Below are 23,343 nucleotides of genomic sequence, written 5' to 3' on the forward strand. Positions count from 1 at the left end.
GCGACGGTGGCTCAGGCCGACTTCTTCTTCTTCGCCTCGGGCTCGCGGGGCACGAGCGTCGGGTTCACGTTGTCGCTGACGACCTCGCCGGTCACGACCACCTTGGCGATGTCCTCGCGCGAGGGGACGTCGTACATCACGTGGAGGAGCACCTCCTCGATGATCGCGCGCAGCCCGCGGGCGCCGGTGCCGCGCACCATCGCGAGGTCGGCCACCGCGTCGATGGCGTCCTGGGTGAACTCGAGCTCGACTCCGTCGAGGTCGAACAGCTTTTGGTACTGCTTCACGAGCGCGTTGCGGGGCTCGGTGAGGATCTGCACAAGCGCCTCACGGCTGAGCTTGTCGACCGTGGCGATCACGGGGAGCCGACCGATGAACTCGGGGATCAGCCCGAACTTCAGCAGGTCCTCGGGCATGACCTCGGCGAAGATCTTCTCGGCATCCCGCTCGGCCTTGGTCTGCAGCTGGGCACCGAAGCCCAGGGTCTTCTTGCCGACCCGCTGCTCGACGATGTGCTCGAGCCCGGAGAACGCCCCGCCGACGATGAACAGGATGTTCGTCGTGTCGATCTGGATGAACTCCTGGTGCGGGTGCTTGCGACCGCCCTGCGGCGGCACGGAGGCGGTGGTGCCCTCCAGGATCTTCAGCAGCGCCTGCTGGACGCCCTCGCCGGACACGTCGCGGGTGATCGACGGGTTCTCCGCCTTGCGGGCCACCTTGTCGATCTCGTCGATGTAGATGATGCCGGTCTCGGCCTTCTTGACGTCGTAGTCCGCGGCCTGGATCAGCTTGAGCAGGATGTTCTCGACGTCCTCGCCGACGTAGCCGGCCTCGGTCAGCGCCGTCGCGTCGGCGATGGCGAAGGGGACGTTGAGCATCCGGGCCAACGTCTGCGCGAGGTAGGTCTTGCCGCAGCCGGTCGGACCGATGACCAGGATGTTGGACTTGGCCAGCTCGACGACCTCGTCCTTGCCGTGCCGCTGCGCGCCGGCGGAGATGCCCGCCTGGACCCGCTTGTAGTGGTTGTAGACCGCGACCGCGAGCGCCTTCTTGGCGTTCTCCTGGCCGATCACGTAGGAGTTCAGGAAGTCGAAGATCTCCCGAGGCTTCGGAAGCTCCTCGAGGCCGACTTCAGCGCCCTCGCTGAGCTCCTCCTCGATGATCTCGTTGCAGAGGTCGATGCACTCGTCGCAGATGTAGACACCCGGTCCCGCGATGAGCTTCTTGACCTGCTTCTGGCTCTTGCCGCAGAACGAGCATTTCAGCAGGTCTCCGCCGTCACCGATGCGTGCCACAGGCACGACTCCTCACGAGTCACGCCGGACCGCGGTCGACGACCGGTCTGGGACCTGTCGGCGCCGTCGGTGACCCGGCTGGTTGCTACTCACTACCGAACTCGAAGGTACCCCGTCGCGCCCCCTCATGGGACCGGGACACGACGGTTCCCCTCGTCAGCCCGTCATCGCGACGGGCATCTCCCGATGCGTTCAGCCCACCGGGACGGTGCTCTTGCGTGACTCCAGGATCGAGTCGATGAGGCCATACTCCACCGCGGCCTCGGCGGTCAGGATCTTGTCACGGTCGATGTCGCGGCTGACCTGCTCCTGCGGACGGCCGGAGTGCTCGGCGATCATCCGCTCGAGCAGCTCCCGCATCCGCAGGATCTCGTTGGCCTGGATCTCGATGTCGGAGGTCTGGCCGTAGGTGCCCTCGGTGTAGGGCTGGTGGATCAGGATCCGGCTGTTCGGCAGCGCCAGCCGCTTGCCGGGGCTGCCGGCGGCGAGCAGGATCGCGGCCGCCGAGGCGGCCTGCCCGAGGCAGACGGTCTGGATGTCGGGCTTGACGAACCGCATCGTGTCGTAGATCGCGGTCAGCGCCGTGAACGAGCCGCCCGGGCTGTTGATGTAGAGGGAGATGTCCCGGTCGGGGTCCATCGTCTCCAGGCAGAGCAGCTGCGCCATCACCGCGTTGGCGATGTCGTCGCTGATCGGGGTGCCGAGGAAGATGATCCGCTCCTCGAACAGCTTGGCGTAGGGGTCGATCCGGCGGAAGCCGTACGACGTCCGCTCCTCCCACTGGGGGATGTAGTAGTTCATGCTCGGCGAGGCGAGCTCGGAGGCCCTGCCGGACATCGAGCCGGTCAGGCCGGGGATGTTGCTGCTGGTCATCTCAGCCCTCACTTGTCGCGGGCCGGACGGCCCTGGTCGGCGACCTGGCCGGCGCTGGCGACGACCTTGTCGATGAAGCCGTACTCCAGAGCCTGGTCGGCGGTGAACCAGCGGTCGCGGTCGGCGTCGGTCTCGACCTGCTCGAGAGCCTGGCCGGTGTGCTCGCTGATCAGCTTGAACAGCACCTGCTTGATGTGCAGCGACTGCTGGGCCTGGATCTTGATGTCCGAAGCCGAGCCGCCCATGCCACCGGAGGGCTGGTGCATCATGATCCGTGCGTGCGGCAGGGCGTAGCGCTTGCCCTTGGCGCCGGCGCACAGCAGGAACTGCCCCATGCTGGCCGCGAGGCCCATGCCCACGGTCGCCACATCGTTGGAGATGTAGTTCATGGTGTCGTAGATCGCCATGCCGGCGTCCACGGAGCCACCGGGGCTGTTGATGTACAGGAAGATGTCCGCGTTGGGATCCTCGGCGTTCAGCAGCAGCATCTGGGCGCAGATCGCGTTGGCGTTCTGGTCGCGCACCTCGGAGCCGAGGAAGACGATGCGCTCCCGGAGGAGGCGTTGGTAGATGTGGTCGTCGAGCGGGTTGCCCGGGCCGGCCCCGTTCATGGTGGGGGTCATCTCGATCTCAGTCACGCCCCGACCCTAGCCGGAAGGTCCCCCGTTCCACGGCTTGTGCCGCCTTGTTCGCCAACAGCGGACGATGCCGCCTACGCTTCCGCGGGTGAACGAGCCCGTCGATCCGCCCGCGCTGCGACCGGCGGTCCGGGTCGTCCTGCTCGACGAGGAGGACCGCGCGCTGCTCGTGCGGTGGAGCTTCGCCGACCGCGACGTGTGGGGAACCCCGGGCGGCGGCATCGAGCCCGGTGAGAGCCACCACGACGCCGTACGCCGGGAGCTGCGCGAGGAGACCGGCCTCGCCCTCGCCGCCGAGGACTGCGGGCCGTGCGTCGCGCACCGGACGCACCTGATCGCGCTCGGAAACGGGTCCGGCGACGAGCCGGCCCGCTGGGACGGCCAGGAGGAGTGGTTCTACCTGGTGCGGGTGCCCGCCTTCACGCCGCGCGGCACGCTCACCGACGAGGAGCTGCGGGCCGAGTCGCTGCACGAGCTGGCCTGGTGGCACCTCGACGAGGTCGATCGCCTCACCGACCCGACGGCCGCTCCCCCGGCGCTGACCACCCCGCGCCGGCTCGCGGACCTGCTCCGTGCGCTGGCCGCCGACGGCGCCCCCGCGCAGCCGTTCGAGCTCGCGGTCTGACCCGCGGCTCGGGCACGGTCGGAAGGCTCCGCCGCAGCGACGTACGACGCCCCCGGGTCGTCGCGCGGGCCGGGGCTCGCGGGACGACGCCGGGGGCGTCAGACGGCGTCTGGGGGCGGGACTCAGGCCTTGGTCTCGTCCTCGGTGCTGTCGGTGCTGTCGGCGCTCTCGGCCGCGTCGGTGCCCTCGGCGCCCTCGGCGCTCTCGGCGGCGTCGGCGCTCTCGGAGGCCGGCTCGTCCGCGGCCTCGTCGCCCGGCTCACCGATCGTGCCGTCGGGAAGCAGGTTCTTCAGCTCGACGTGGTTGCCCGACTCGTCGGTGACCACGGCGGCCTCGACCACGAGGGCCAGTGCCTTGCCGCGCACCACCTCGGAGACCATCTCCGGGATGTGGTTGTGCTCGACCATGTGCTGGATGAACTCCTGCGGGTTCTGGCCCGACTGCTGCGCACGGCGCAGCAGGTGCTCCTGCAGCTCGCCCTCGTTGACCGAGATCTCTTCCTTCTTGGCGACCTGGTCGAGCACGAACTGGGCGGCGACCGCGTCGCGGACCCGCTTCTCGAGGTCCGCCTCGAACTCGTCGACGGTCTGCTCCTCGGAGTCGAGGTACTGCTCCATCGTCATCCCGGCGTAGGCCAGCTGCTGGGTGATGTTGTCGCGACGGGCCTTCAGCTCGGAGTCGACGATCGCGTCCGGCAGCGGCACCTCGACGAGATCCAGGACCTTCTCCAGGACCGCGTCGCGGGCGGCGGCAGCCTGCTCGAGCCGCTTCCCGCGCTCGAGGCGCGTGCGGACGTCGGCGGTCAGCTCCTCGACGGTGTCGAACTCCGAGGCGGTCTGTGCGAAGTCGTCGTCGAGCTCGGGGAGCTCCTGCTCCTTGACGGCAGAGACCGTGACGTGGACCTCGACGTCCTCGCCCTTCAGCTCCCCGCCGACGAGCTGGGTGGTGAACGTCTTGTCCTCGCCGGCACTCATGCCGGTCAGGGCCTCGTCGAGGCCGTCGATCATGCCGCCGTTGCCGACCTGGTAACTCATCCCGCTGACCTCGGCGCCCTCGACGACCTCGCCGTCCTGGGTCGCCTTGAGGTCCAGCGTGACGAAGTCGCCCTCGGCGGCCGCGCGCTCCACGTCGGCCAGCGTGCCGAAACGCTCGCGCAGGTTCTGCAGCTGCTCCTCGACGTCGGCGTCGGTGACGGCGAGGTCGTCCACGCTGACCGCGAGGCCCTGGTAGTCGGGCAGCTCGACCTCGGGGCGGATGTCCACCTCGGCGGTGAACTCCAGCGACTCGTTGTCCTCGAGCTTGGTGATGTCGATCTCGGGCTGTGCCAGCGGCTCGAGCTCGTTCTCCCGCAGCGCCTGCACGTAGAGCTGCGGCAGTGCGGCGTTGATCGCCTCGTCGAGCACCGCGCCGCGGCCGACCTGTCGGTCGATCACCATCGGCGGCACCTTGCCGCGGCGGAAGCCGGGCACGTTGATCTGCTGGGCGATCTTCTTGTACGCCGCGTCGAGGCTCGGCTTGAGCTCCTCGAAGGGCACCTCGACGGTGAGCTTCGCCCGCGTGGGGCTCAGTGTCTCGACGGCGCTCTTCACAGGTTCTTCTCCCTAAAGCTGATGGGTAGCTGGTGGTCTGCTGCGCTCACACCCGTCCGGGCTCTGCCCCCCGGGGTGAGCGGCGAGCAGAGTGGGCTGAGCATGGTCGGGGCGACAGGACTCGAACCTGCGATCTCCTGCTCCCAAAGCAGGCGCGCTAGCCACTACGCTACGCCCCGAAGTCCGGCCCCCGACTGGGAGCCCTCAGGAGTCTAGTCGCAAGCGGCGCGCAGCCTCCAATCGCGCCCACGCCACACGGCGCGGCACGGCCCGAATGGGAGACCTGGCATCTGCTGTGGCACCATTGAACCGGCAGCCAGCCTGCTGGCCGCACGCGGATGTAGCTCAATGGTAGAGCCCTAGTCTTCCAAACTAGCTACGCGGGTTCGATTCCCGTCATCCGCTCCGCGTCGCAGACAGAAGGCCCCGGTGACCTCGGTCGCCGGGGCCTTCCGTACGCCGGCTCGGGGCCGGCCGGCCGCCGGCCACGGCCGCCGGAGGCGGGCGTCAGCGGCGGTGCAGCAGGAACAGCGCGCGGTCGTCGTTCATCGACTCCACCCGGTCGATGAGCCGGTGGGCGCCCTGCTCGAAGCCCGAGCGCAGCAGCCGCTCGCTCTGGCCGAGCAGCTTGTCGATGCCGAGCGAGATGTCGCGACGCGGCGTCTCGACCAGCCCGTCGGTGAACAGCAGCATCGCGTCGCCGCGCTGCAGGGTGCCGGTGACCACGCCGAACTCGGCGTCGCCGATCAGGCCGAGGATCGGCCCCTCCGCCTCGAGCACACCCCACCGGCCGGAGCCGGCGTGCAGCTGGACCGCGGGCGGGTGGCCGGCCGAGCGCAGCTCGAAGACGCCGCTGCGCAGGTTGATCGAGAGGTGCACCGCGGTGGCGAAGCCCTCCGGCCAGTCCTGGCGCAGCAGGTAGTCGTTGGCCGCGGGCAGGAAGCCGGAGGCGGGCAGGGCCCCGAGCAGGCCGCCGAAGGCGCCCGAGAGCAGCAGGGACCGGGTGCCGGCCTGCTCCCCCTTGCCGGAGACGTCGACCACCGCGACCTCGAGCTGGTCGTCGTGCCGGGCCCGCGAGGCGACCAGGAAGTCGCCGGCGAACGACGACCCTCCGGCCGAACGCATCACGAACTCGGTGTACCAGTCCTGCGGCATCGGGGGCATCTGTCCCTGCTTGGCGATCCGGTCGCGCAGGTCCACCAGCATCGACTCGCCGAGCGCGCCGGCCACGCCGAGCCGGGTCCGGCGGAACGACGAGACCAGGATGACCAGGCCCACCAGGAACGTCACGACCACCGCGCCGACCCGGCGGGCGTCCAACGACAGCGACGGCGTCGTCGCCACCACCAGCACCGCCACTCCCAGCACGAACACCACGAACCAGGGCAGCGTGCGAGGGCTCAGCACGATGTTGCCGACCACCAGTGGCAGGGTCAGGGCGCTCACCGTGGCCCCGGGCACGCCGCTGCCCAACGCCACGCCCAGGACGACCGTCACGGCCGCCAGCATCAGCACCCAGGTGATCTCGGCCTCGCGGTAGCGCCGCACGGTGGAGTTCCACCGTCGCGTCCACGCCTGACGGCCGGGCACAGTCGTCAGGCGGTCCGGATGCGAGGCGGCGACCACGCCTCGACCTTAATGGTCGATCGCGACCAGATGCAGCCTTTCAGCGGCTCGGCGACGCTGCGCGTGACCGGAATCTCGGCTGGCAGCGCGGACACCAGAACAGGTTGCGCCCCACCAGCACGTCGGTGCGGACCCGGCTGCCGCAGACGAGGCAGGCCTGGTCCGTGCGACGGTAGACGTAGACCTCTCCCCCGTGGTCGTCCTGCCGCGGCGCGCGGCCCATCGCCTCGGGCTCGTGCTCCGGACGGACGGTGTCGATGCGGCCGCTGCGGACGCCGGCGGCCATCAAGGTGACCAGGTCGGCCCACATCGCCTCGAACTGTGAGCGCCGCAACGTGTTGCCCGGGCGCAGCGGGTGCATCCGGTGCCGGAACAGGACCTCGGCGCGGTAGACGTTGCCGACGCCGGCGAGCACCTGCTGGTCCATGAGCAGCGCCCCGATCGGGGCCCTGCTGCGGCTGATCCGCGCCCAGGCGCGGCCCGGGTCGGCGTCCTCGCGCAACGGGTCGGGCCCGAGCCGGTCGAGGACGGCGAGCCGCTGGCCGTCGGTGAGCAGCTCGCACGCGGTCGCGCCGCGCAGGTCGCCGTACGACGCCCGCGCCGAGCCGTTGCCCGACTCGAGGCGCATCCTGACCTGGCCCACCGGCGGCGGCGCCGGCCCGTCGGCGAGCTCGAAGGTGCCGTAGAGGCCGAGGTGCACGTGCACCCATCGCTCGCCCTCGAACGCGACGAAGAGGTGCTTGCCCCAGGACTCGGCGTCGATGAGCCGGGTGCCGTCGAGCACCGAGGCGCTGTCGGCGAAGCGGCCCTGCGGCGACGAGACCGCCACCGTCTGACCGGCGAACCGGCCCGAGATGCCGTCGGCGAGACGGCGGAGGGTGTGCCCCTCGGGCACGTCAGGACCCGGCCGGACCGCGACCGAGGGCGGAGTCCGGCAGCGGCGGGAGGTTGTGGCTCTTCTCGTAGTCGGTCAGCATCGCGATCCGACGGGCGTGCCGCTCCTCGCGGGAGTACGGCGTCGTCAGGAACACCTCGACGAACCGGGTCATGTCCTCGAGGGTGTGCATCCGACCGCCGACCGAGACCACGTTGGCGGCGTTGTGCTCCCGGGCCAGCCGGGCGGTCTCCTCGCTCCAGACCAGGGCCGCGCGGACGCCGATGACCTTGTTCGCCGCGATCTGCTCCCCGTTGCCCGAGCCGCCGACCACCACGCCGAGCGCCTCCACCCCGTCGCCCTCGTCGGCGACCACGCCCTCGGCCGCCCGCAGGCAGAACACCGGGTAGTCGTCGAGGGCGTCGTAGACGAACGGGCCGTGGTCCACCGCTTCGTAGCCCGCGTCGGCGAGCCAGTTGAGGAGGTGCTCCTTGAGCTCGAGGCCCGCATGGTCGGAGCCGAGGTGAACGCGCATGTCGTGATTGTTCCACCCGGGTCCCCGGTCCGACGGCGTGGCCCGGGTCAGACCCCGCGCAGGAAGTCCGCGGCCTCGGCGAGCGCCTGCTCCGCGGCGTCGAAGAGCTGCGGGTGCCGCCAGAACCCGTGGATCATCCCGGGGTACGTCGTCGTCCGGACCGTCCCGCCGTCCGCCGCGATCCGCCGGGCGAGCTCGAGGTCCTCGCCGACCAGCACGTCGTGCTCCGCGACCTGCACCAGCGTCGGGGGCAGCCCGGCGAAGGAGGAGGCCCGCAGCGGCGCCAGGTCGGGGTGCCGCAGGTCGTCCGGCGTCGCGGCGTACTGCTGCCAGTACCACCGCGCCTCAGCGGCGCTCAGCGCCTCGTTGTCCTGCTCGTCGTAGGACGCCGCCTGCTGCTCGGGGTCGAGGAACGGGTAGACCAGCACCGCGGCGTCGAAGGCTCCCGGGTGCCGCAGCGCGGCCACCAGCGCCAGGTTGCCGCCGGCGCTGTCGCCGAGGACCGCCAGCCGCGCGGTCGGCAGCCCGGCGGCGGCGCCGGCGTCCCGCAGCCACGCCAGCGCTGCGTCGACGTCGTCGGGGGCGGCGGGGAACGGATGCTCCGGAGGCCGCCGGTAGTCGACGGTCAGCACCGCCCTCCCGGTCCGGTTCGCTAGCCGGCGGGACTGGGCGTCGTGGGTGCCGACCTCGCCGAAGACGAAGCCGCCGCCGTGCAGGAACACCAGCGTGCCGTCGGCGCCGGCCGGCACGTGCAACCGGCAGCGGACCCCGCCCGCGTCGACGTCCTCGACCCGGTCGACCGGCTCCATGGGCTCGCGACCCGCCTCGGCGAGAGCGGCCCGCCGTACCTCCGCGACGTCGGCCGGCCCGAAGCCGGGGTCGGCACAGCTCGGCCCGGCCGACCACAGCGCGATGGCCTGCTCGGCCTGCGGGTGCAGCATCGTGTCCGCCTCAGGCCCCGAGCCGGGCCAGCTCCTCGTCGACCACGGAGGGGTCGAGCTTGGTGAAGACCGGGGTCGGCTTCGCGACCGGTGTGCCCGCCGTGATCGGGACGCGGCCCCACGCGGGGCCGCCGGAGTAGTCGCCGGTCAGGATCGGGTAGCCGGGGCCGCCGTCGAGGTCCTCGACCTCCTCGATCCGGGGCATCGCGGCGATCCGGCCGGCACCGCCCAGCACCCGGTCGACCTCGTTGGCCGAGTGCGGCAGGAACGGCGAGAGGATCAGGTTGCAGTCCGCGACCGCCTGCGTGACGACGTGCAGGACCGTGCCCAGCCGCTCGCGCTCCTCCTCGGACTTCAGCTTCCATGGCGCCATGTCGGAGACATACTTGTTCACCTCGGCGACGGTGCGCATCGCCTCGGCCAGCGCCTGCTTCTGGCGGTGCCGCTCGATCAGCTCGCCGACGGTGGTGAACGTCCGCTCCACGGTGTCCAGCAGCTGCCGGTCCTCGGCGGTGAGCTCGCCGGCGGCCGGGAGCTCGCCGAAGCTCTTGGCGATCATCGTCGCGGTCCGGTTCACCAGGTTGCCCCAGCCGGCCACCAGCTCGTCGTTGGTGCGCCGCACGAACTCGGCCCAGGTGAAGTCGCTGTCCTGGTTCTCGGGTCCGGCCGCGGAGATGAAGTAGCGCAGCGCGTCCGGCTGGTAGCGCTCCAGCACGTCGCGGACGTAGATCACGACCGACTTCGAGGAGGAGAACTTGCGGCCCTCCATCGTGAGGAACTCGCTGGAGACCACCTCGGTCGGCAGGTTCAGCCGGCCGAACCGGCCCGGCTCGCCGCCCCGGCTGCCGCGGCCGTCGTAGGCCAGCAGCTCGGCCGGCCAGATCTGGGAGTGGAAGGTGATGTTGTCCTTGCCCATGAAGTAGTACGACACCGCCTCCGGGTCGTTCCACCACTCGCGCCAGCGGTCGGGCTCGCCGAGGCGGCGCGCCCACTCGATCGACGCGGAGAGGTAGCCGATGACGGCGTCGAACCAGACGTAGAGCCGCTTGGCGGGCTGGTCGACCCAGCCCTCGAGCGGCACCGGGATGCCCCAGTCGATGTCGCGCGTCATCGCCCGCGGGCGGATGTCCTCGAGGATGTTCTGGCTGAACTTGATGACGTTGGGACGCCAGGTGCCCGAGGCCTCACGATCGTCGAGCCACGCCTTGAGCGCGTCGGCGAGCGCCGGCAGGTCGAGGAAGAAGTGCTGGGTCTCGACGAACTCCGGCACCTCCCCGTTGATCTTGCTGCGCGGGTTGATCAGGTCCGTCGGGTCGAGCTGGTTGCCGCAGTTGTCGCACTGGTCGCCGCGGGCGCCGTCGTAGCCGCAGATCGGGCACTCGCCCTCGATGTAGCGGTCCGGCAGGGTCCGGCCGGTCGACGGCGAGATCGCGCCCTTCGTCGTCTGCTCGACCATGTAGCCGTTGCGGTGCACGGTGGTGAACATCTCCTGCGCCACGGCGTAGTGGTTCAGCGTCGTGGTGCGGGTGAACAGGTCGTAGCTCAGCCCCAGCTGGGCCAGGTCCTCGACGATGAGGCGGTTGTTGCGGTCGGCCAGCTCCCGCGCGGTCACCCCGGCGGCATCGGCGGCCACCAGGATCGGGGTGCCGTGCTCGTCGGTCCCGGAGACCATCAGCACGTCGTGCCCGGCCATCCGCATGTAGCGGCTGAAGACGTCGGAGGGCACGCCGAAACCGGCCACGTGGCCGATGTGGCGCGGACCGTTGGCGTAGGGCCAGGCGACGGCGGACAGCACCCGTCGACGGGGCTCGGGGCGGGCGGGGCTCATGCGTTGATCCTATGAGCCGCGGCAACGCAATTCCGCCACGGCACCCGCCCGCGGACCTGCGTCAGGAGAAGTCGGGGCCCTTGTCGCGGCTGCGCTTGAGCTCGTAGAAGCCGGGGGTGGCGGCGACGAGCAGCACGCCGTCCCAGAGCTTCCCGGCGTCCTCGCTCTTGGGGCGGGGGTCACCACCGGCCCGAAGAACGCGACACCCTCGACGGAGATCACCGGGGTGCCGACCTCCTGGCCCACCTGGTCCATGCCGGAGTGGTGGGACTTCTTGAGGTCCTCGTCGTAGGCGGTGGAGTCCATGGCGTCGGCCAGCGACGTGGGGAGCCCGACCTCGGCGAGGGACTCCTCGACCAGACCGCGGTCGATCGAGCGGCCCTCGAGGTGGATCCGGTTGCCCATCGCGGTGTAGAGCGGCAGCAGCACGTCGTCGCCCTCGGCCTGCGCGGCGGCGATCGCGACGCGCACCGGGCCCCAGGCGGGCTCGAGCATCTTCCGGTAGTCCTCGGGGATGTCCTTGTCGCTGTTGAGGTAGGCGAGGCTCATCACGTGGAAGCTCGGGGCGATGCGGCGTACCTTCGCCACCTCCAGCAGCCAGCGCGAGCTCATCCAGGCCCAGGGACACAGCGGGTCGAACCAGAAGTCGACGGGGGTGCGGTCCTGCTCGGGCATGGCAATGGTGTCGGTCATGTGCAACTCCTCGTGGGTGCTGAAAAGTTCGCGGTTCGTACCGTCCTTGGTGAACGAGCGGTAACGATTCGTTTATTCCCACAATCGGGTGACAGGATGCCTCTCATGCCTGGAACCAACCTGACCCGGGACGAGGCCGCCCAGCGCGCTGCCCTCCTGGACGTCGAGTCCTACGCCGTGGACCTGGACCTCACCACCGGCAGCACCACCACCTTCGGCTCGACCACCGTCGTGAGGTTCCGGGCCGAGCCCGGGCCGGGACGTTCGTCGACCTGGTCGGCGCCACCGTGCACCAGGTGTCCCTCAACGGGAGCGCGCTGGACCCCGCCGCGGTCTACGCCGACAGCCGGATCCGGCTCGAGGACCTCGCAGCCGAGAACGAGCTGCGCGTCGTCGCGGACATGCGCTACAGCCACACCGGCGAGGGCCTGCACCGCTTCGTGGACCCCGCGGACGACCGGGTCTACCTCTACTCGCAGTTCGAGGTGCCGGACAGCCGCCGGGTCTTCGCCAGCTTCGAGCAGCCGGACCTGAAGGCGGTCTTCACCTTCACCGTGAAGGCGCCCGCGCACTGGAAGGTCGTCTCGGTCGCTGCCACCCCGGCACCGGTCGCCGCCGGCGACGGCACCGCGGTGTGGAGGTTCCCGGCCACCGAGCGGCTGTCCACCTACGTCACGGCGATCGTGGCCGGTGAGTACCACGAGGTGCTCGACACCTACGTCGGCAAGCACGGGGAGATCCCGCTCGGCCACTACTGCCGCCAGTCGGTCGCGCCGTACCTCGACATCGAGGAGCTGGTGCTGATCACCAAGCAGGGCTTCGAGTTCTTCGAGGAGCTCTTCGACTACCCGTACCCGTTCCACAAGTACGACCAGCTCTACGTGCCCGAGTTCAACAACGGCGCGATGGAGAACGCCGGCTGCGTCACGCTGCGCGACGAGTACCTCCCCCGCAGCCGGCAGGCCCGCTGGTTCTACGAGCAGCGCGCCAACACGATCCTGCACGAGATGGCGCACATGTGGTTCGGCGACCTGGTCACCATGAAGTGGTGGGACGACCTCTGGCTCAACGAGTCGTTCGCCGAGTGGGCGGCCACGCACGCCTCCACCCAGGCCACGAACTACGCCGAGGCCTGGACCGGCTTCGCGAACAGCCGCAAGAACTGGGCCTACCGCCAGGACCAGCTGCCGTCCACGCACCCTATCGCGGCGGACAACCACGACCTCGAGGCCGTGGAGGTCAACTTCGACGGGATCACCTACGCCAAGGGTGCCTCCGCGCTCAAGCAGCTGGTGGCCTACGTGGGGCTCGAGGAGTTCACCGCCGGCCTGCGGGAGTACTTCAAGAAGCACGCCTTCGGCAACAGCGAGTTCAGCGACCTGCTGGGCGCGCTCGAGGCCACCTCCGGCCGCGACCTGCACTCCTGGGCCGAGGCGTGGCTGCAGACCTCCGGCGTGAACACGCTGGCCGCGCAGTTCGAGCTCGACGAGCAGGGCGCCTACCGATCCTTCGCGGTGCGCCAGCACGCGGCGGCGGAGTTCCCGACGCTGCGCCCCCACCGCATCGGCATCGGCCTCTACGACCGCGTGGAGGGCCGGCTGGTCCGCCGTACGACCGTCGAGACCGACGTGGTCGGCGAGCTCACCGAGGTCGCCGGTCTGGTCGGGGAGACCCAGCCGGACCTGCTGCTGCTCAACGACGGCGACCTCAGCTACGCCAAGATCCGCCTCGACGACCGCTCGCTGGTCACCGTGCGCGACTCGGTGCGCGTCCTCGACGACTCGCTGGCCCGGGCGCTGTGCTGGTCGGCCGCGTGGGACATGACCCGCGACGCCGAGATGGCCGCCGGGGACTTCGTGACGATGGTGCTCGGCGGTCTCGCCGCCGAGACCGACGGCACCGCGGTCAAGCAGCTGCCGGTCTACGTGCAGATCGCGATCGAGCAGCTCACGCACCCCACCAAGCGCGACGCGCTGCGCACCCGCTGGGAGCAGGGGCTGCGCGAGATCCTGGAGTCGGCCGAGCCGGGCAGCGACAACCAGCTCACGTTCATGAAGGTGTTCGCCGGTACGACGGGCAAGCGGATCCCGCCCTCGTCGTACTCCGGCGCCGGCCGCAGTCCCGAGGCGATGCGCTTCATGACCGGTCTGCTCGACGGCAGCGTCGTCCTCGACGGTCTCGACGTGGACACCGACATGCGCTGGACGCTGCTGACCGCGCTCGCCTCCACCGGGGCGGTGGACCGGGCCCGGCTCGAGCACGAGCTCGCGCAGGACCACACCAGCTCGGGCCGCGAGAAGGCCGCTGCCGCGATCGCCGCGCTTCCCGACGCCGAGGCCAAGGAGCACTCCTGGCGCCAGGGCGCGGTGGACGAGGGCGTCCCCAACGAGACCCAGCGGCACATCGCCTACATCTGGGACACGGCCGGCCAGCAGGAGCTGATCGCGCCGTACCTCGAGAAGTACCTCACGGTCGCGGACACCATCTGGGAGGACCTCGGCACCCAGATCGCCTCCACCGCGCTGGAGTACATGTTCCCGCGCGTGCTCACCAGCCAGGAGACCCTCGACCGGGTCGACGCCTGGCTCGAGAGCTCCTCGGCGAACCCGGCCGCCAAGCGCTACGTGCGGGAGGGCCGCGCCGACATCGTCCGGGCGCTGGCCGCCCAGGCGTTCGACGGCCCCACCGAGGGCTGACCCCGGCCTCACGAAAGTCGAAGCGCCCCGTCTCCCGTGAGGGAGGCGGGGCGCTTCGGCGTCCGGGGCCGGGCGGTCCGGTCAGGGAGTCTGCTCCGCGTGGAGCATCGTGGGCCGGCGCGCGTGCTCGGCGAGCTGGAGCACGCCGCGCTTGATGCCGCCGACCAGGTCCCCGGCGGCGAACGCGGTCTCCATGGACATCACCGCGAGCCGGACCTCCGCGTCGTCGAGCACGCGTCGGGCCTCGGTCCCGGTCACCACCTCGACGATGCGGGCGGCCGGGTCCACCATGACCAGCACCGACCGGGCCGGCGCCACGAGCGCGGCGTGCAGCCGCTCGGCGAAGGGGCGGGTCTCCCCGTCGGACGCGCCGACGTAGACGGAGAACTCGAAGCGGCACATCGTCTCCGCGTCGCGGATGGCCTTGTCGATCTCGTGCCGCTGTGCGGCCGAGAAGGCGTCACCACCGGCCACTGGAGCCTCCCCGTCCACCGGAGGTCTCGAGGGTCTCGGGAGCCACCTCGTCGGCCTTGCGCAGCCCGTCACGGGGGCCGCCGAACCACTCGGGCTCGTTGTGCCACGAGGAGCCCGGGTGGTAGCCCTGCTCGCTCTTGCCGAGCGAGGGCAGCCACGCCAGCAGGGTGATCAGCAGGAACAGCGCACCGGGGATCAGCACCAGCACGATGAGGAAGTTGAGGGGCGAGACCTCCGGCGGCGTCGCCCACTGCTCCGGTGGGGCGGCGAGCGCCGGGGTGGCGGCGAGGAGCAGGACCGCGGGCGTCAGGGCGACCGCGCGGGTGGCTCGACGTACGACGGTCGGAGCAGGGTGGCTGATCACACAGGCAAGGGTAGCGAACTCCGGTTGAGGTGCTTGACGGCGTCTCGCTACTGTCGCGGGATGCCCTTTCTCGACGTCAAACCCGCCTGCGAGCAGACGGATGGGTGGTGCCTGTGGGTGGAGGAGCAGACCCACAACATCTGGCTCGCCAAGGCCTCGGACTGGTTGGTGGTCAAGCCCTTGGTCCTGCTCAGCCTGCTCGTCATCGCGCTGGTGGTGCGCTGGCTGGTGCACCGGCTGATCGACCGGCTGGCCCAGCGGGCCGCCGAGGGGCTGCCGAGCCCGGTGCTGCGGCACAGGGGCACCGGCAGCGCCGAGACGACGGTGGCCCCGGCCATGGTCAGCGGACGTCGGGTGCAGCGCGCCGAGACGATGGGCTCGCTGCTCAAGAGCATCGCCTCGATCGTGATCTTCACGATCACCGCCATCACCGCGATCGCCGAGGTGGGCTACCCGGTCGGGCCGCTGATCGCCTCCGCGGGGATCGTCGGGGTGGCGCTGGGCTTCGGCGCGCAGAGCCTGGTCAAGGACTTCCTGTCCGGGATCTTCATGATCTTCGAGGACCAGTACGGCGTCGGGGACGTCGTGGACCTCGGGGAGGCCGTGGGCACCGTGGAGGCGGTCGGGCTGCGGGTCAGCCGGCTCCGCGACGTGGAGGGCACCGTCTGGTACGTCCGCAACGGCGAGATCCTCCGGGTCGGCAACCAGAGCCAGAACTGGGCGCGCACCGTCATCGACGTGCCGGTCTCCCACGAGGAGGACCTCTACCGGGTCCAGGACGTGCTGCGCGAGGTCGCGCACGGCGTCTGGGAGGACGAGGAGTTCAAACCGGTGATCATCGAGGAGCCGGAGGTCTGGGGCGTGCAGGAGATGACCCCGGACTGGATCACCGTGCGGGTGACGCTGAAGACCGCTCCCCTGGAGCAATGGGCGGTCGCCCGCGAGCTGCGCGAGCGGATCAAGGCGCGCTTCGACGTGGAGGGCATCGAGCTGGCCCGGCCGGCACGGGTGCTGATCCACCGCGAGCAGCGCGCGCACGCGACCTTGGCGGCGACCGGGCCGGACGTCGCGACCGGCTCGACCGAGGGCTGACCCGGACGGTCGGCCCCGCCCCGGGTCCTCCGGGGACGTCATGCGTCCGGGCGGGCCATACGCCTCGATCCGCATGACGTCCGGCGAGACGTCATACGGATCGAGGGGTCGGTCGCACTCAGGCGAGCGTGGCGTCCAGGGTGATCGTGGTGCCGGTCAGCGCCTGGGAGACCGGGCAGTTCTTCTTGGCGTTCTCGGCGTGCTCGGCGAACGCGGCCGCGTCGACGCCCTCGACGCTGGCGTTGACGGTCAGGTGGATGCCGGTGATGCCGGTACCGGGCTGGAAGGTCACCTCGGCCTTGGTGTCCAGCGACTGCGGCGGGGTGCCGTTCTGCGCCAGCATGTTCGAGAGCGCCATCGAGTAGCAGGCGGAGTGAGCGGCGCCGATCAGCTCCTCCGGGCTGGTCTTGCCGTTGGCGGCCTCGGCCCGCGCGGGCCAGGACACGTCGTACGTGCCGATCCCGGAGGACTCGAGGGTCACCTTCCCGGCGCCCTCCATCAGGGAGCCCTCCCAGTGGGTGGTGGCGGTGCGAGTCGTCGCCATGCGTCGTTCTCCTTCGTGCTCGGGGTCCCGGTACGGGTGTCACCGGGGGGTTCGTCCCCGACTCTTGCCGGGATGGGGACAATAGACAAGTGACGACCCCTCCGGACGGCCAGACCTTCTACGACGCGATCGGGGGCTACCCGACGATCGCGAAGATCGTCGACCGGTTCTATGAGCAGGTCGCCGAGGACGAGGTGCTGCGACCGCTGTACCCCGAGGAGGACCTCGCGCCCGCGGCCGAGCGGTTCACGCTCTTCCTGGTGCAGTACTGGGGCGGCCCCAACACCTACTCCGAGCGCCGCGGGCACCCCCGGCTGCGGATGCGGCACGCGCCGTTCAAGGTCAACCCCGAGGCGCGCGACCACTGGCTCGCCTGCTTCCGGGTCGGCCTCGACGCCGCCGGCCTGCCGCCGGAGCAGGACGCCCAGTTCTGGGACTACGTCACCCACGCCGCCCAGTTCATGGTCAACAGCTTCGAGGACTGAGACCCGGCGAGCCTCAGGCGCGGCCGGCCGCCAGCACAACCCGCTCCTTGTCCTCCAGCGGGCGAGAACGCTGCACGGCCGGGTCGAAGGCCACCATCACCGCGCGGGAGCGGCTCAGCAGGGTCTCCTCGTCGTGGATCTCGGCGATCAGCACGAAGCTCGACCGGCCGATGCCCTCGACCCAGGTGCGCACGACGTACGGCTCGGGCCGGAACAGGATCGGCCGCTTGTAGTCCACGTCGAGCCGGGCGACCACGAGCCCGCCGGTGGAGACCACCGAGCCGTCGTCGCCGCCGAGGTCGGTCAGGAAGGCCAGCCGCGCCTCCTGGTAGTACTCGAAGTACTTGACGTTGTTGACGTGCCCGTAGACGTCGACGTCGGAGAACCGGACGTGGCAGAGGTACGCGTGGCTCATGCGGGGCTCCCCCCGGTTGCGGCCGGCTCGAGGAACGTGGCCAGCACCTCGCGCTCCTCGGCGGTGATCCGGCGGGGGCGCTCCTGGGAGAAGACGTACGGCGTCAGCACGGAGCTCGCGCGCAGGTAGACCTGCCGCCCGCCGTCGGGCAGCACGTCGAGGATCTCGTAGTCCATGGTGAACGTCGCGGCACGCACCCGGGAGACCCAGGACTCGATGCGGACCGGCGCGAACCGGAACACCAGCGGGCGCACGAACTCCACCTCGTGGCGAACCACCACGACGCCCTCGGCCAGCTCCTCACCGCCCTGCGCCGGGGCGTGCACGCGGAGCATGTCGACGCGCGCCTCCTGGAGGTAGTCGACGTAGGTCACGTTGTTCACGTGTCCCAGGGAGTCCATGTCCGCCCACCGCAGCGGGCAGTGGTAGATGTGTCGGGCCACACAGGCATCTTTGCAGGGATCGGACCTAGGGTGAGAGGCGCCACCAGCCACCGAGATTCGGAGTCCGCCATGCTCGAGGCCGTGATCGTCTCCACCGCCCGCTCCCCCATCGGCCGCGCCAACAAGGGCTCGCTGAAGGATCTGCGTCCCGACGACCTCACGGCGACGATCATCCGCGCCGCCCTCGACAAGATCCCCGGCCTGGACCCTCGCGACATCGACGACCTCTACCTCGGCTGCGGTCTGCCCGGCGGCGAGAGCGGCTTCAACATGGGCCGGATCGTCGCGGTGATGCTGGGCTACGACCACCTGCCCGGCGCCACGATCACCCGCTACTGCTCCTCCTCGGTGCAGACCACCCGGATGGCCTTCCACGCCATCAAGGCCGGCGAGGGCGACGTGTTCATCTCCGCCGGCGTGGAGACCGTCTCCCGGTTCGCGAAGGGCACCTCCGACCACCTCCCCGGCACCGTGAACCCGCTGTTCGACGAGGCCCAGACCCGGACCCGGCGGACCGCCGAGCAGGGCGAGGGCTGGCACGATCCGCGCGAGGACGGGAACCTGCCGGACGCCTACATCGCGATGGGGCACACGGCCGAGAACGTCGCCAAGCTGCGGGGCCTGAGCCGCGAGGAGCTCGACGAGTTCGGGGTGCGCAGCCAGAACCTGGCCGAGAAGGCGCTGGCCGAGGGGTTCTGGCAGCGCGAGATCACCCCGGTGACCACCCCGGACGGCACGGTGGTCAGCGCCGACGACGGCCCGCGGGCCGGGGTGACGATGGAGGCGGTCGCCGGGCTCAAGCCGGTGTTCCGCCCCGACGGCGTGGTGACCGCCGGCAACTGCTGCGCGCTCAACGACGGCGCCGCCGCGGTGGTGGTGATGTCCGACACCAAGGCCGCCGAGCTCGGGCTCACCCCGCTGGCCCGGATCGTGTCGACCGGCGTCACGGCGCTCTCCCCCGAGATCATGGGGCTCGGACCGGTCGAGGCCACCCGGCAGGCGCTCGGCCGGGCCGGGATGACGATCGACGACATCGACCTCGTGGAGATCAACGAGGCGTTCGCCGCCCAGGTGGTGCCGTCGTACCAGGACCTGGGGATCGACCTGGACCGGCTGAACGTCAACGGCGGCGCGATCGCGGTGGGTCACCCGTTCGGCATGACCGGAGCCCGGCTGCAGAACACGATGATCAACTCGCTGCAGTTCCACGACAAGCAGACCGGCCTGATCACCATGTGCGTCGGCGGCGGCCAGGGCATGGCCCTGGTCCTGGAGCGGTTGAGCTGACCGCTGGGCGCCGCTGACGCGCGACGGCCCCCGATCCGGGAGGGATCGGGGGCCGTTCGCATGAGTGCTGCGGCGGTCAGTCGCAGCGGGTCGACACCGTCGTCACTGGGCGAGGACGCCCTGGATGGAGAGGACCACGGAGACCTTGTCGCCGACGAGGACCTTGCCGCCGTCGAGCGGGATCTGGAAGTCGACGCCCCAGGCCTTGCGGGAGATCTCGGTGCTGGCCTCGTAGCCGATCCGGGTGTTGCCGTAGGCGTCCACGTCGACTCCGAGGAACTCGACGTCGAGCTCGACGGGGTTGGTCACGCCCTTGATGGTGAGCTCGCCCCGGGCGGTGCTGCCGTCGAACGAGGTGGTCCGGAAGGTCATCGGGCCGTGGTTCTCGACGTCGAAGAAGTCGGCGGAGCGCAGGTGCCCGTCACGGTTCGCGTCGCGGGTGTTCACCGAGTTGAGGTCGATCGTGGCCTCGGCGCGGAAGCCGGTGACCTCGTCGGTGGTGGTGATGGCGCCCTCGAACTTCTCGAACTGGCCGCGGACCTTGGTCATCAGGTGCCGGACGGTGAAGCCGACCTCGGAGTGCGAGGGGTCGATGGTCCAGGTGCCGGCCGGGACGGCGGTGGTGCTGGCGGCGGCCTGGGTGGTGTCGATGCTCATGCGATGCTCCTTGATAGTTGTTCTTTCAACCTTTGAGAGACTGTAGCAGTTCCTCGTTGAAGCTTCAACTACAGGCTTTGTAGAATTGTTCCCATGACCACCGAGACCGACGCAGGGATCTGGCTCGACACCGAGCAGCAGCACTCCTGGCGTGCCTACCTCGTCGGTACGACGCTGCTCATGGACCGGCTCGACCGGGACCTGCGCGAGCAGCACGACCTGTCGATGCCCGAGTACGAGATCATGGTGCGGCTCTCGGAGTCCCCCGACCGGACGATGCGGATGGCGGCGCTCGCGGACTCGCTGAGCCACTCCCGCAGCCGGGTGACCCACACCGTCAGCCGGATGGAGCGCAGCGGGCTCGTCGACCGGCGCGCCTGCGTCTCCGACGGCCGCGGGGTCGAGGCGCAGCTCACCGAGAAGGGCTTCTCCGTGCTCGAGGAGGCGGCGCACACGCACGTCCGCGGGGTGCGCGACTACCTGGTCGAGCTCTCCTCTGAGGACGACTTCCGGGCCGTGGGCCGGGTCTTCGACGCGGTCAGCGACCGGCTCCTGGCCGGCAACGAGGGCCTCGACATCCGCTGACCACGGTTGCCGCCGCGCGATGAGTGACTGGGATCCCGCTGCCGCGCTCGAGGACGAGCGCCGCCGCACGCACGAACGGCTGGCCGGCTTGGACGACGACTACGCCGGGATCGTGGCCGCCTCGCTGGACTCCAACGCCGACGACGAGCACGATCCGGAGGGCTCGACGATCGCGTTCGAGCGCTCCCAGGTCGGCGCACTGGTCGAGCAGGCGCGCCGGCACCTGATCGAGGTGGACGCCGCGCTGGAGCGGCTGGCGACCGGCAGGTACGGCGTCTGCGACACCTGCGGCACGCCGATCGCCCCGGCCCGGTTGGAGGCGCGGCCCACCGCCCGCACCTGCATCACCTGCGCCGCGCGCCGCTGATCACCGGCCCCGCGCGCCGATGATCGACCGCCCGTGACTCCGCGGGTCGGTCGCCTCGGTGTCCGGGACGGTGCTCCCCGACCGGACCTAGTCGCGGGTGAGCTTGCGGTGCGTCACCCGGTGCGGCCGGGCCGCGTCGATGCCGAGCCGCTCGATCTTGTTCTCCTCGTAGGAGGCGAAGTTGCCCTCGAACCAGAACCACTTGCCGCTGTCCTCGTCGTCGCCCTCCCAGGCGAGGATGTGGGTGGCGGTGCGGTCGAGGAACCACCGGTCGTGCGAGGTGATCACGGCGCAGCCGGGGAACTCCAGCAGCGCGTCCTCGAGGGACTGCAGGGTCTCCACGTCCAGGTCGTTGGTCGGCTCGTCGAGCAGCAGCATGTTGCCGCCCATCTTCAGCGTGAGCGCGAGGTTCAGCCGGTTCCGCTCACCGCCGGAGAGCACGCCGGCCTTCTTCTGCTGGTCCGGCCCCTTGAAGCCGAACGAGGCGATGTAGGCCCGGCTCGGCATCTCGAAGTTCGCGACCTTGATGAAGTCCAGGCCGTCGGAGACGACCTCCCAGACGTTCTTGTTCGGGTCGATGCCGCCGCGGCTCTGGTCGACGTAGGAGATCTTGACGGTCTGGCCGACCTTGAGGTCGCCGCTGTCGGGCTTCTCCTCCCCCATGATCATCCGGAAGAGCGTGGTCTTGCCGACGCCGTTGGGGCCGATCACTCCGACGATGCCGGCCCGGGGCAGCTTGAACGACAGGTCGTGCATCAGCACCCGGTCGCCGAACCCCTTGGTGAGGTGGTCGGCCTCGAGGACGATGTCGCCGAGCCGGGGACCGGCCGGGATGTTGATCTCCGACAGGTCGACCTTGCGGTTGCGGTCCGCCTCCGCGGCCATCTCCTCGTAGCGCGCCAGACGCGACTTGCTCTTCGCCTGCCGGGCCTTGGGGTTGGAGCGGACCCACTCCAGCTCGCGCTCGAGCATCTTGGCGCGCTTGGCGTCCTTGGCCCCCTCGATCTGCAGGCGGCCCTTCTTGGTCTCCAGGTACGTCGAGTAGTTGCCCTCGTAGGGGTGCGCCTTGCCGCGGTCGAGCTCGAGGATCCAGCTGGCGACGTTGTCGAGGAAGTACCGGTCGTGGGTCACGGCCAGCACGGCACCGGGATAGCTGGCGAGGTGGCCCTCGAGCCACTGCACCGACTCGGCGTCGAGGTGGTTGGTGGGCTCGTCGAGCAGCAGCAGGTCGGGCTGCTGGAGCAGCAGCTTGCACAGCGCCACCCGACGCCGCTCACCACCGGAGAGGTTGTCGACCAGCACCTCCGGCGGCGGGCACCGGAGCGCGTCCATCGCCTGGTCCAGCCGGCTGTCGAGGTCCCACGCGTTGGCGTGGTCGAGGTCGGTCTGGAGCTCGCCCATCTCGCCGAGGAGCTTGTCGTAGTCGGCGTCGGGGTCGGCGAGCTCCTCGGAGATCGCGTTGTAGCGGTCCAGCTTGCCCTTGATCTCGCCGACCGCCTCCTCCACGTTCTCCAGGACGGTGCGCCCCTCGCTCAGCGGAGGCTCCTGCTGGAGCATGCCGACGGTCGCCTCGGGGTCGCGGATCGCGTCACCGTTGGAGGCGTGGTCGAGCCCGGCCATGATCTTCAGCAGGGTCGACTTGCCGGTCCCGTTCGGGCCGACGACGCCGATCTTGGCGCCGTGCAGGAACGAGAGGGTGACGTTGTCCAGGACGACCTTGTCGCCGTGCGCCTTGCGGACGTTGCGCAGAGTGAACACATACTCAGCCATGATCGGCAAGACTACGGCGCCGGGCGGTGTGCCTGAAATCGGCGCGTGAGCGGTGCCGTGGGCCGGCCGGCGGTGGGGCCGGCCCGATCCCTCAGGCGGCGGGCTCCTCCACCGAGGACTGGTCCTCGCGGGGGTTGCCCCAGCTGTCGACCGGGCCGAGGTCGTCGGGGACCTCGCGGATCATCTGGTCGACCTCCTGCTCCACGTCGGTGTCGGCCCGTTCCGGCTTCGGGGTCCGCAGGAAGATGCTGGTGCCGCGGGTCAGGTCGTGGCCGACGAGGCTGGCCTCGATCTGCAGCGTGCTGCTCGGCTGCCCGTCCTCGCGGGTCCAGACCTCGGTGCGCAGCCGACCGTGCACGATCACCGCGTCCCCCTTCTTCACGCTGCCGCGGACGTTGTCGGCGAGGCTGCGCCAGGCGGTGACGGAGTACCACGTGGTCTCCCCGTCGACCCACTTGCCGTCCTTCTTCAACCGCGGCGTCGAGGCCACCCGGAGGTTGACCACGCTGATGCCGTTGGGGTCGCGGAAGGTGACCTCGCTGCCGACCCAGCCGTGCAGGGTCACGTAGGTGTCGCTCATGTCGATCTCTCCTCGTCGCTCGGTGCGGCCACCCGACCGGGCGCGGAACCCGCGCCGCTGTGGCCCT

General features: G+C 70.4%; 25 protein-coding genes and 2 tRNA genes. 8 read left to right on the top strand and 19 right to left on the bottom strand.

The genetic code is table 11. The features are described 5' to 3' along the window. Window positions 1-11: 11 nt before the first annotated feature. The 3 genes from clpX to H9L09_RS02795 all read right to left on the bottom strand — a co-directional run bounded on the left by clpX (window position 12) and on the right by H9L09_RS02795 (window position 2,791). On the bottom strand, window positions 12-1,295 hold the full coding sequence (gene clpX / locus H9L09_RS02785) for an ATP-dependent Clp protease ATP-binding subunit ClpX (protein ID WP_187579246.1): 1,284 nt from the start codon (window positions 1,293-1,295) through the stop codon (window positions 12-14). 192 nt (window positions 1,296-1,487) lie between these two features. After that, window positions 1,488-2,096, bottom strand: coding sequence for an ATP-dependent Clp protease proteolytic subunit (locus H9L09_RS02790; RefSeq protein WP_281390851.1), 609 nt, complete (start codon window positions 2,094-2,096; stop codon window positions 1,488-1,490). A gap of 80 nt (window positions 2,097-2,176) precedes the next feature. Then, window positions 2,177-2,791 carry an ATP-dependent Clp protease proteolytic subunit gene (locus H9L09_RS02795; RefSeq protein WP_187580634.1) on the bottom strand — a complete coding sequence of 205 codons (615 nt, stop codon included), beginning with the start codon at window positions 2,789-2,791 and terminating at the stop codon, window positions 2,177-2,179. 103 nt (window positions 2,792-2,894) lie between these two features. On the opposite strand from H9L09_RS02795, the gene H9L09_RS02800 reads away from it, so the two are divergent. After that, on the top strand, window positions 2,895-3,431 hold the full coding sequence (locus H9L09_RS02800) for an NUDIX hydrolase (RefSeq protein WP_223164191.1): 537 nt from the start codon (window positions 2,895-2,897) through the stop codon (window positions 3,429-3,431). Between the two features lie 122 nt (window positions 3,432-3,553). On the opposite strand, the gene tig is transcribed toward H9L09_RS02800, so the two are convergent. Continuing rightward, complete coding sequence (gene tig / locus H9L09_RS02805; RefSeq protein WP_187579248.1) at window positions 3,554-5,020, bottom strand: trigger factor; 1,467 nt, start codon at window positions 5,018-5,020, stop codon at window positions 3,554-3,556. Window positions 5,021-5,123: 103 nt separating this feature from the next. Then, window positions 5,124-5,199: transfer RNA gene (locus tag H9L09_RS02810), tRNA-Pro, on the bottom strand. 155 nt (window positions 5,200-5,354) lie between these two features. Between H9L09_RS02810 and H9L09_RS02815 the strand changes: the two genes are divergently transcribed. After that, a tRNA-Gly gene (locus H9L09_RS02815) sits at window positions 5,355-5,425 on the top strand. Between the two features lie 102 nt (window positions 5,426-5,527). Here the strand turns inward: H9L09_RS02815 and H9L09_RS02820 are convergent. Genes H9L09_RS02820 through H9L09_RS02845 form a run of 6 tightly spaced genes read right to left on the bottom strand, consistent with a single transcriptional unit; the run spans window position 5,528 to window position 11,517 of the window. After that, a complete protein-coding gene (locus tag H9L09_RS02820; protein WP_246456227.1) occupies window positions 5,528-6,646 on the bottom strand; it encodes a PP2C family protein-serine/threonine phosphatase in 1,119 nt (372 codons plus the stop codon). A gap of 40 nt (window positions 6,647-6,686) precedes the next feature. After that, the gene (locus H9L09_RS02825; RefSeq protein ID WP_187579249.1) at window positions 6,687-7,541 is read right to left on the bottom strand and encodes an Fpg/Nei family DNA glycosylase; all 855 of its coding nucleotides are present in this window, start codon (window positions 7,539-7,541) and stop codon (window positions 6,687-6,689) included. Between the two features lies 1 nt (window position 7,542). Continuing rightward, window positions 7,543-8,055 (bottom strand): ribose-5-phosphate isomerase, encoded by a 513-nt coding sequence (locus H9L09_RS02830; protein WP_187579250.1) that lies wholly within the window; start codon window positions 8,053-8,055, stop codon window positions 7,543-7,545. Window positions 8,056-8,102: 47 nt separating this feature from the next. Continuing rightward, window positions 8,103-8,996 carry an alpha/beta hydrolase gene (locus H9L09_RS02835; RefSeq protein WP_187579251.1) on the bottom strand — a complete coding sequence of 298 codons (894 nt, stop codon included), beginning with the start codon at window positions 8,994-8,996 and terminating at the stop codon, window positions 8,103-8,105. A 10-nt stretch (window positions 8,997-9,006) separates the two neighbouring features. Beyond that, complete coding sequence (gene metG / locus H9L09_RS02840; protein ID WP_187579252.1) at window positions 9,007-10,824, bottom strand: methionine--tRNA ligase; 1,818 nt, start codon at window positions 10,822-10,824, stop codon at window positions 9,007-9,009. Between the two features lie 9 nt (window positions 10,825-10,833). Further along, window positions 10,834-11,517, bottom strand: a complete 684-nt coding sequence (locus H9L09_RS02845; RefSeq protein WP_343065179.1) for a mycothiol-dependent nitroreductase Rv2466c family protein — start codon at window positions 11,515-11,517, stop codon at window positions 10,834-10,836. A gap of 296 nt (window positions 11,518-11,813) precedes the next feature. Here H9L09_RS02845 and pepN point away from each other — a divergent pair, with 296 nt between their 5' ends. Beyond that, on the top strand, window positions 11,814-14,213 hold the full coding sequence (gene pepN / locus H9L09_RS02850; protein ID WP_343065180.1) for an aminopeptidase N: 2,400 nt from the start codon (window positions 11,814-11,816) through the stop codon (window positions 14,211-14,213). Between the two features lie 81 nt (window positions 14,214-14,294). On the opposite strand, the gene H9L09_RS02855 is transcribed toward pepN, so the two are convergent. Both H9L09_RS02855 and H9L09_RS02860 read right to left on the bottom strand, forming a co-directional pair. After that, on the bottom strand, window positions 14,295-14,687 hold the full coding sequence (locus H9L09_RS02855; RefSeq protein WP_187579253.1) for a DUF5130 family protein: 393 nt from the start codon (window positions 14,685-14,687) through the stop codon (window positions 14,295-14,297). Beyond that, entirely contained in the window at window positions 14,674-15,051 is a 378-nt protein-coding gene (locus H9L09_RS02860) for a hypothetical protein (protein WP_187579254.1), read from the bottom strand. The genes H9L09_RS02855 and H9L09_RS02860 overlap by 14 nt, the downstream gene beginning before the upstream one ends. A 60-nt stretch (window positions 15,052-15,111) precedes the next feature. Here H9L09_RS02860 and H9L09_RS02865 point away from each other — a divergent pair, with 60 nt between their 5' ends. Beyond that, entirely contained in the window at window positions 15,112-16,143 is a 1,032-nt protein-coding gene (locus H9L09_RS02865; protein ID WP_187579255.1) for a mechanosensitive ion channel family protein, read from the top strand. Window positions 16,144-16,261: 118 nt separating this feature from the next. Here H9L09_RS02865 and H9L09_RS02870 read toward each other — a convergent pair whose 3' ends face one another. Then, window positions 16,262-16,687 carry an OsmC family protein gene (locus H9L09_RS02870; RefSeq protein WP_187579256.1) on the bottom strand — a complete coding sequence of 142 codons (426 nt, stop codon included), beginning with the start codon at window positions 16,685-16,687 and terminating at the stop codon, window positions 16,262-16,264. An 89-nt stretch (window positions 16,688-16,776) separates the two neighbouring features. Here H9L09_RS02870 and H9L09_RS02875 point away from each other — a divergent pair, with 89 nt between their 5' ends. Beyond that, window positions 16,777-17,172 carry a globin gene (locus H9L09_RS02875; RefSeq protein WP_187579257.1) on the top strand — a complete coding sequence of 132 codons (396 nt, stop codon included), beginning with the start codon at window positions 16,777-16,779 and terminating at the stop codon, window positions 17,170-17,172. 13 nt (window positions 17,173-17,185) lie between these two features. Here the strand turns inward: H9L09_RS02875 and H9L09_RS02880 are convergent, their stop codons facing one another. Continuing rightward, window positions 17,186-17,587 (bottom strand): acyl-CoA thioesterase, encoded by a 402-nt coding sequence (locus H9L09_RS02880; RefSeq protein WP_187579258.1) that lies wholly within the window; start codon window positions 17,585-17,587, stop codon window positions 17,186-17,188. After that, complete coding sequence (locus H9L09_RS02885) at window positions 17,584-18,030, bottom strand: acyl-CoA thioesterase (protein WP_187579259.1); 447 nt, start codon at window positions 18,028-18,030, stop codon at window positions 17,584-17,586. Before H9L09_RS02885 ends, H9L09_RS02880 begins: the two co-directional genes overlap by 4 nt. A gap of 69 nt (window positions 18,031-18,099) precedes the next feature. Here H9L09_RS02885 and H9L09_RS02890 point away from each other — a divergent pair, with 69 nt between their 5' ends. After that, window positions 18,100-19,317 (top strand): acetyl-CoA C-acetyltransferase, encoded by a 1,218-nt coding sequence (locus H9L09_RS02890; RefSeq protein WP_187579260.1) that lies wholly within the window; start codon window positions 18,100-18,102, stop codon window positions 19,315-19,317. Window positions 19,318-19,419: 102 nt separating this feature from the next. On the opposite strand, the gene H9L09_RS02895 is transcribed toward H9L09_RS02890, so the two are convergent. Beyond that, on the bottom strand, window positions 19,420-19,974 hold the full coding sequence (locus tag H9L09_RS02895) for a YceI family protein (RefSeq protein WP_187579261.1): 555 nt from the start codon (window positions 19,972-19,974) through the stop codon (window positions 19,420-19,422). Window positions 19,975-20,067: 93 nt separating this feature from the next. Here H9L09_RS02895 and H9L09_RS02900 point away from each other — a divergent pair, with 93 nt between their 5' ends. Both H9L09_RS02900 and H9L09_RS02905 read left to right on the top strand, forming a co-directional pair. After that, window positions 20,068-20,559 (top strand): MarR family winged helix-turn-helix transcriptional regulator, encoded by a 492-nt coding sequence (locus H9L09_RS02900; protein ID WP_187579262.1) that lies wholly within the window; start codon window positions 20,068-20,070, stop codon window positions 20,557-20,559. A gap of 19 nt (window positions 20,560-20,578) precedes the next feature. Further along, the gene (locus tag H9L09_RS02905; protein WP_187579263.1) at window positions 20,579-20,926 is read left to right on the top strand and encodes a TraR/DksA family transcriptional regulator; all 348 of its coding nucleotides are present in this window, start codon (window positions 20,579-20,581) and stop codon (window positions 20,924-20,926) included. 87 nt (window positions 20,927-21,013) lie between these two features. Here the strand turns inward: H9L09_RS02905 and ettA are convergent, their stop codons facing one another. Both ettA and H9L09_RS02915 read right to left on the bottom strand, forming a co-directional pair. Further along, window positions 21,014-22,696, bottom strand: coding sequence for an energy-dependent translational throttle protein EttA (ettA, locus tag H9L09_RS02910; protein WP_187579264.1), 1,683 nt, complete (start codon window positions 22,694-22,696; stop codon window positions 21,014-21,016). Between the two features lie 91 nt (window positions 22,697-22,787). Continuing rightward, a complete protein-coding gene (locus H9L09_RS02915) occupies window positions 22,788-23,276 on the bottom strand; it encodes a single-stranded DNA-binding protein (protein ID WP_187579265.1) in 489 nt (162 codons plus the stop codon). Between the last annotated feature and the right edge of the window lie 67 nt (window positions 23,277-23,343).

The organism is Nocardioides mesophilus, from assembly GCF_014395785.1.
GTDB lineage: Bacteria > Actinomycetota > Actinomycetes > Propionibacteriales > Nocardioidaceae > Nocardioides_B > Nocardioides_B mesophilus.

Excerpts from the sequence above, each read along its gene's own strand:
- H9L09_RS02830 (WP_187579250.1), bottom strand. The coding sequence starts at position 8,055 with ATGCGCGTTCACCTCGGCTCCGACCATGCGGGCCTCGAGCTCAAGGAG.
- H9L09_RS02905 (WP_187579263.1), top strand. The coding sequence starts at position 20,579 with ATGAGTGACTGGGATCCCGCTGCCGCGCTCGAGGACGAGCGCCGCCGC.
- H9L09_RS02890 (WP_187579260.1), top strand. The coding sequence starts at position 18,100 with ATGCTCGAGGCCGTGATCGTCTCCACCGCCCGCTCCCCCATCGGCCGC.
- metG (WP_187579252.1), bottom strand. The coding sequence starts at position 10,824 with ATGAGCCCCGCCCGCCCCGAGCCCCGTCGACGGGTGCTGTCCGCCGTC.
- H9L09_RS02880 (WP_187579258.1), bottom strand. The coding sequence starts at position 17,587 with ATGAGCCACGCGTACCTCTGCCACGTCCGGTTCTCCGACGTCGACGTC.
- H9L09_RS02900 (WP_187579262.1), top strand. The coding sequence starts at position 20,068 with ATGACCACCGAGACCGACGCAGGGATCTGGCTCGACACCGAGCAGCAG.
- H9L09_RS02865 (WP_187579255.1), top strand. The coding sequence starts at position 15,112 with ATGCCCTTTCTCGACGTCAAACCCGCCTGCGAGCAGACGGATGGGTGG.
- ettA (WP_187579264.1), bottom strand. The coding sequence starts at position 22,696 with ATGGCTGAGTATGTGTTCACTCTGCGCAACGTCCGCAAGGCGCACGGC.
- H9L09_RS02915 (WP_187579265.1), bottom strand. The coding sequence starts at position 23,276 with ATGAGCGACACCTACGTGACCCTGCACGGCTGGGTCGGCAGCGAGGTC.
- H9L09_RS02845 (WP_343065179.1), bottom strand. The coding sequence starts at position 11,517 with ATGACCGACACCATTGCCATGCCCGAGCAGGACCGCACCCCCGTCGAC.
- H9L09_RS02835 (WP_187579251.1), bottom strand. The coding sequence starts at position 8,996 with ATGCTGCACCCGCAGGCCGAGCAGGCCATCGCGCTGTGGTCGGCCGGG.
- H9L09_RS02795 (WP_187580634.1), bottom strand. The coding sequence starts at position 2,791 with ATGACCCCCACCATGAACGGGGCCGGCCCGGGCAACCCGCTCGACGAC.
- H9L09_RS02790 (WP_281390851.1), bottom strand. The coding sequence starts at position 2,096 with ATGAACTACTACATCCCCCAGTGGGAGGAGCGGACGTCGTACGGCTTC.
- H9L09_RS02870 (WP_187579256.1), bottom strand. The coding sequence starts at position 16,687 with ATGGCGACGACTCGCACCGCCACCACCCACTGGGAGGGCTCCCTGATG.
- H9L09_RS02895 (WP_187579261.1), bottom strand. The coding sequence starts at position 19,974 with ATGAGCATCGACACCACCCAGGCCGCCGCCAGCACCACCGCCGTCCCG.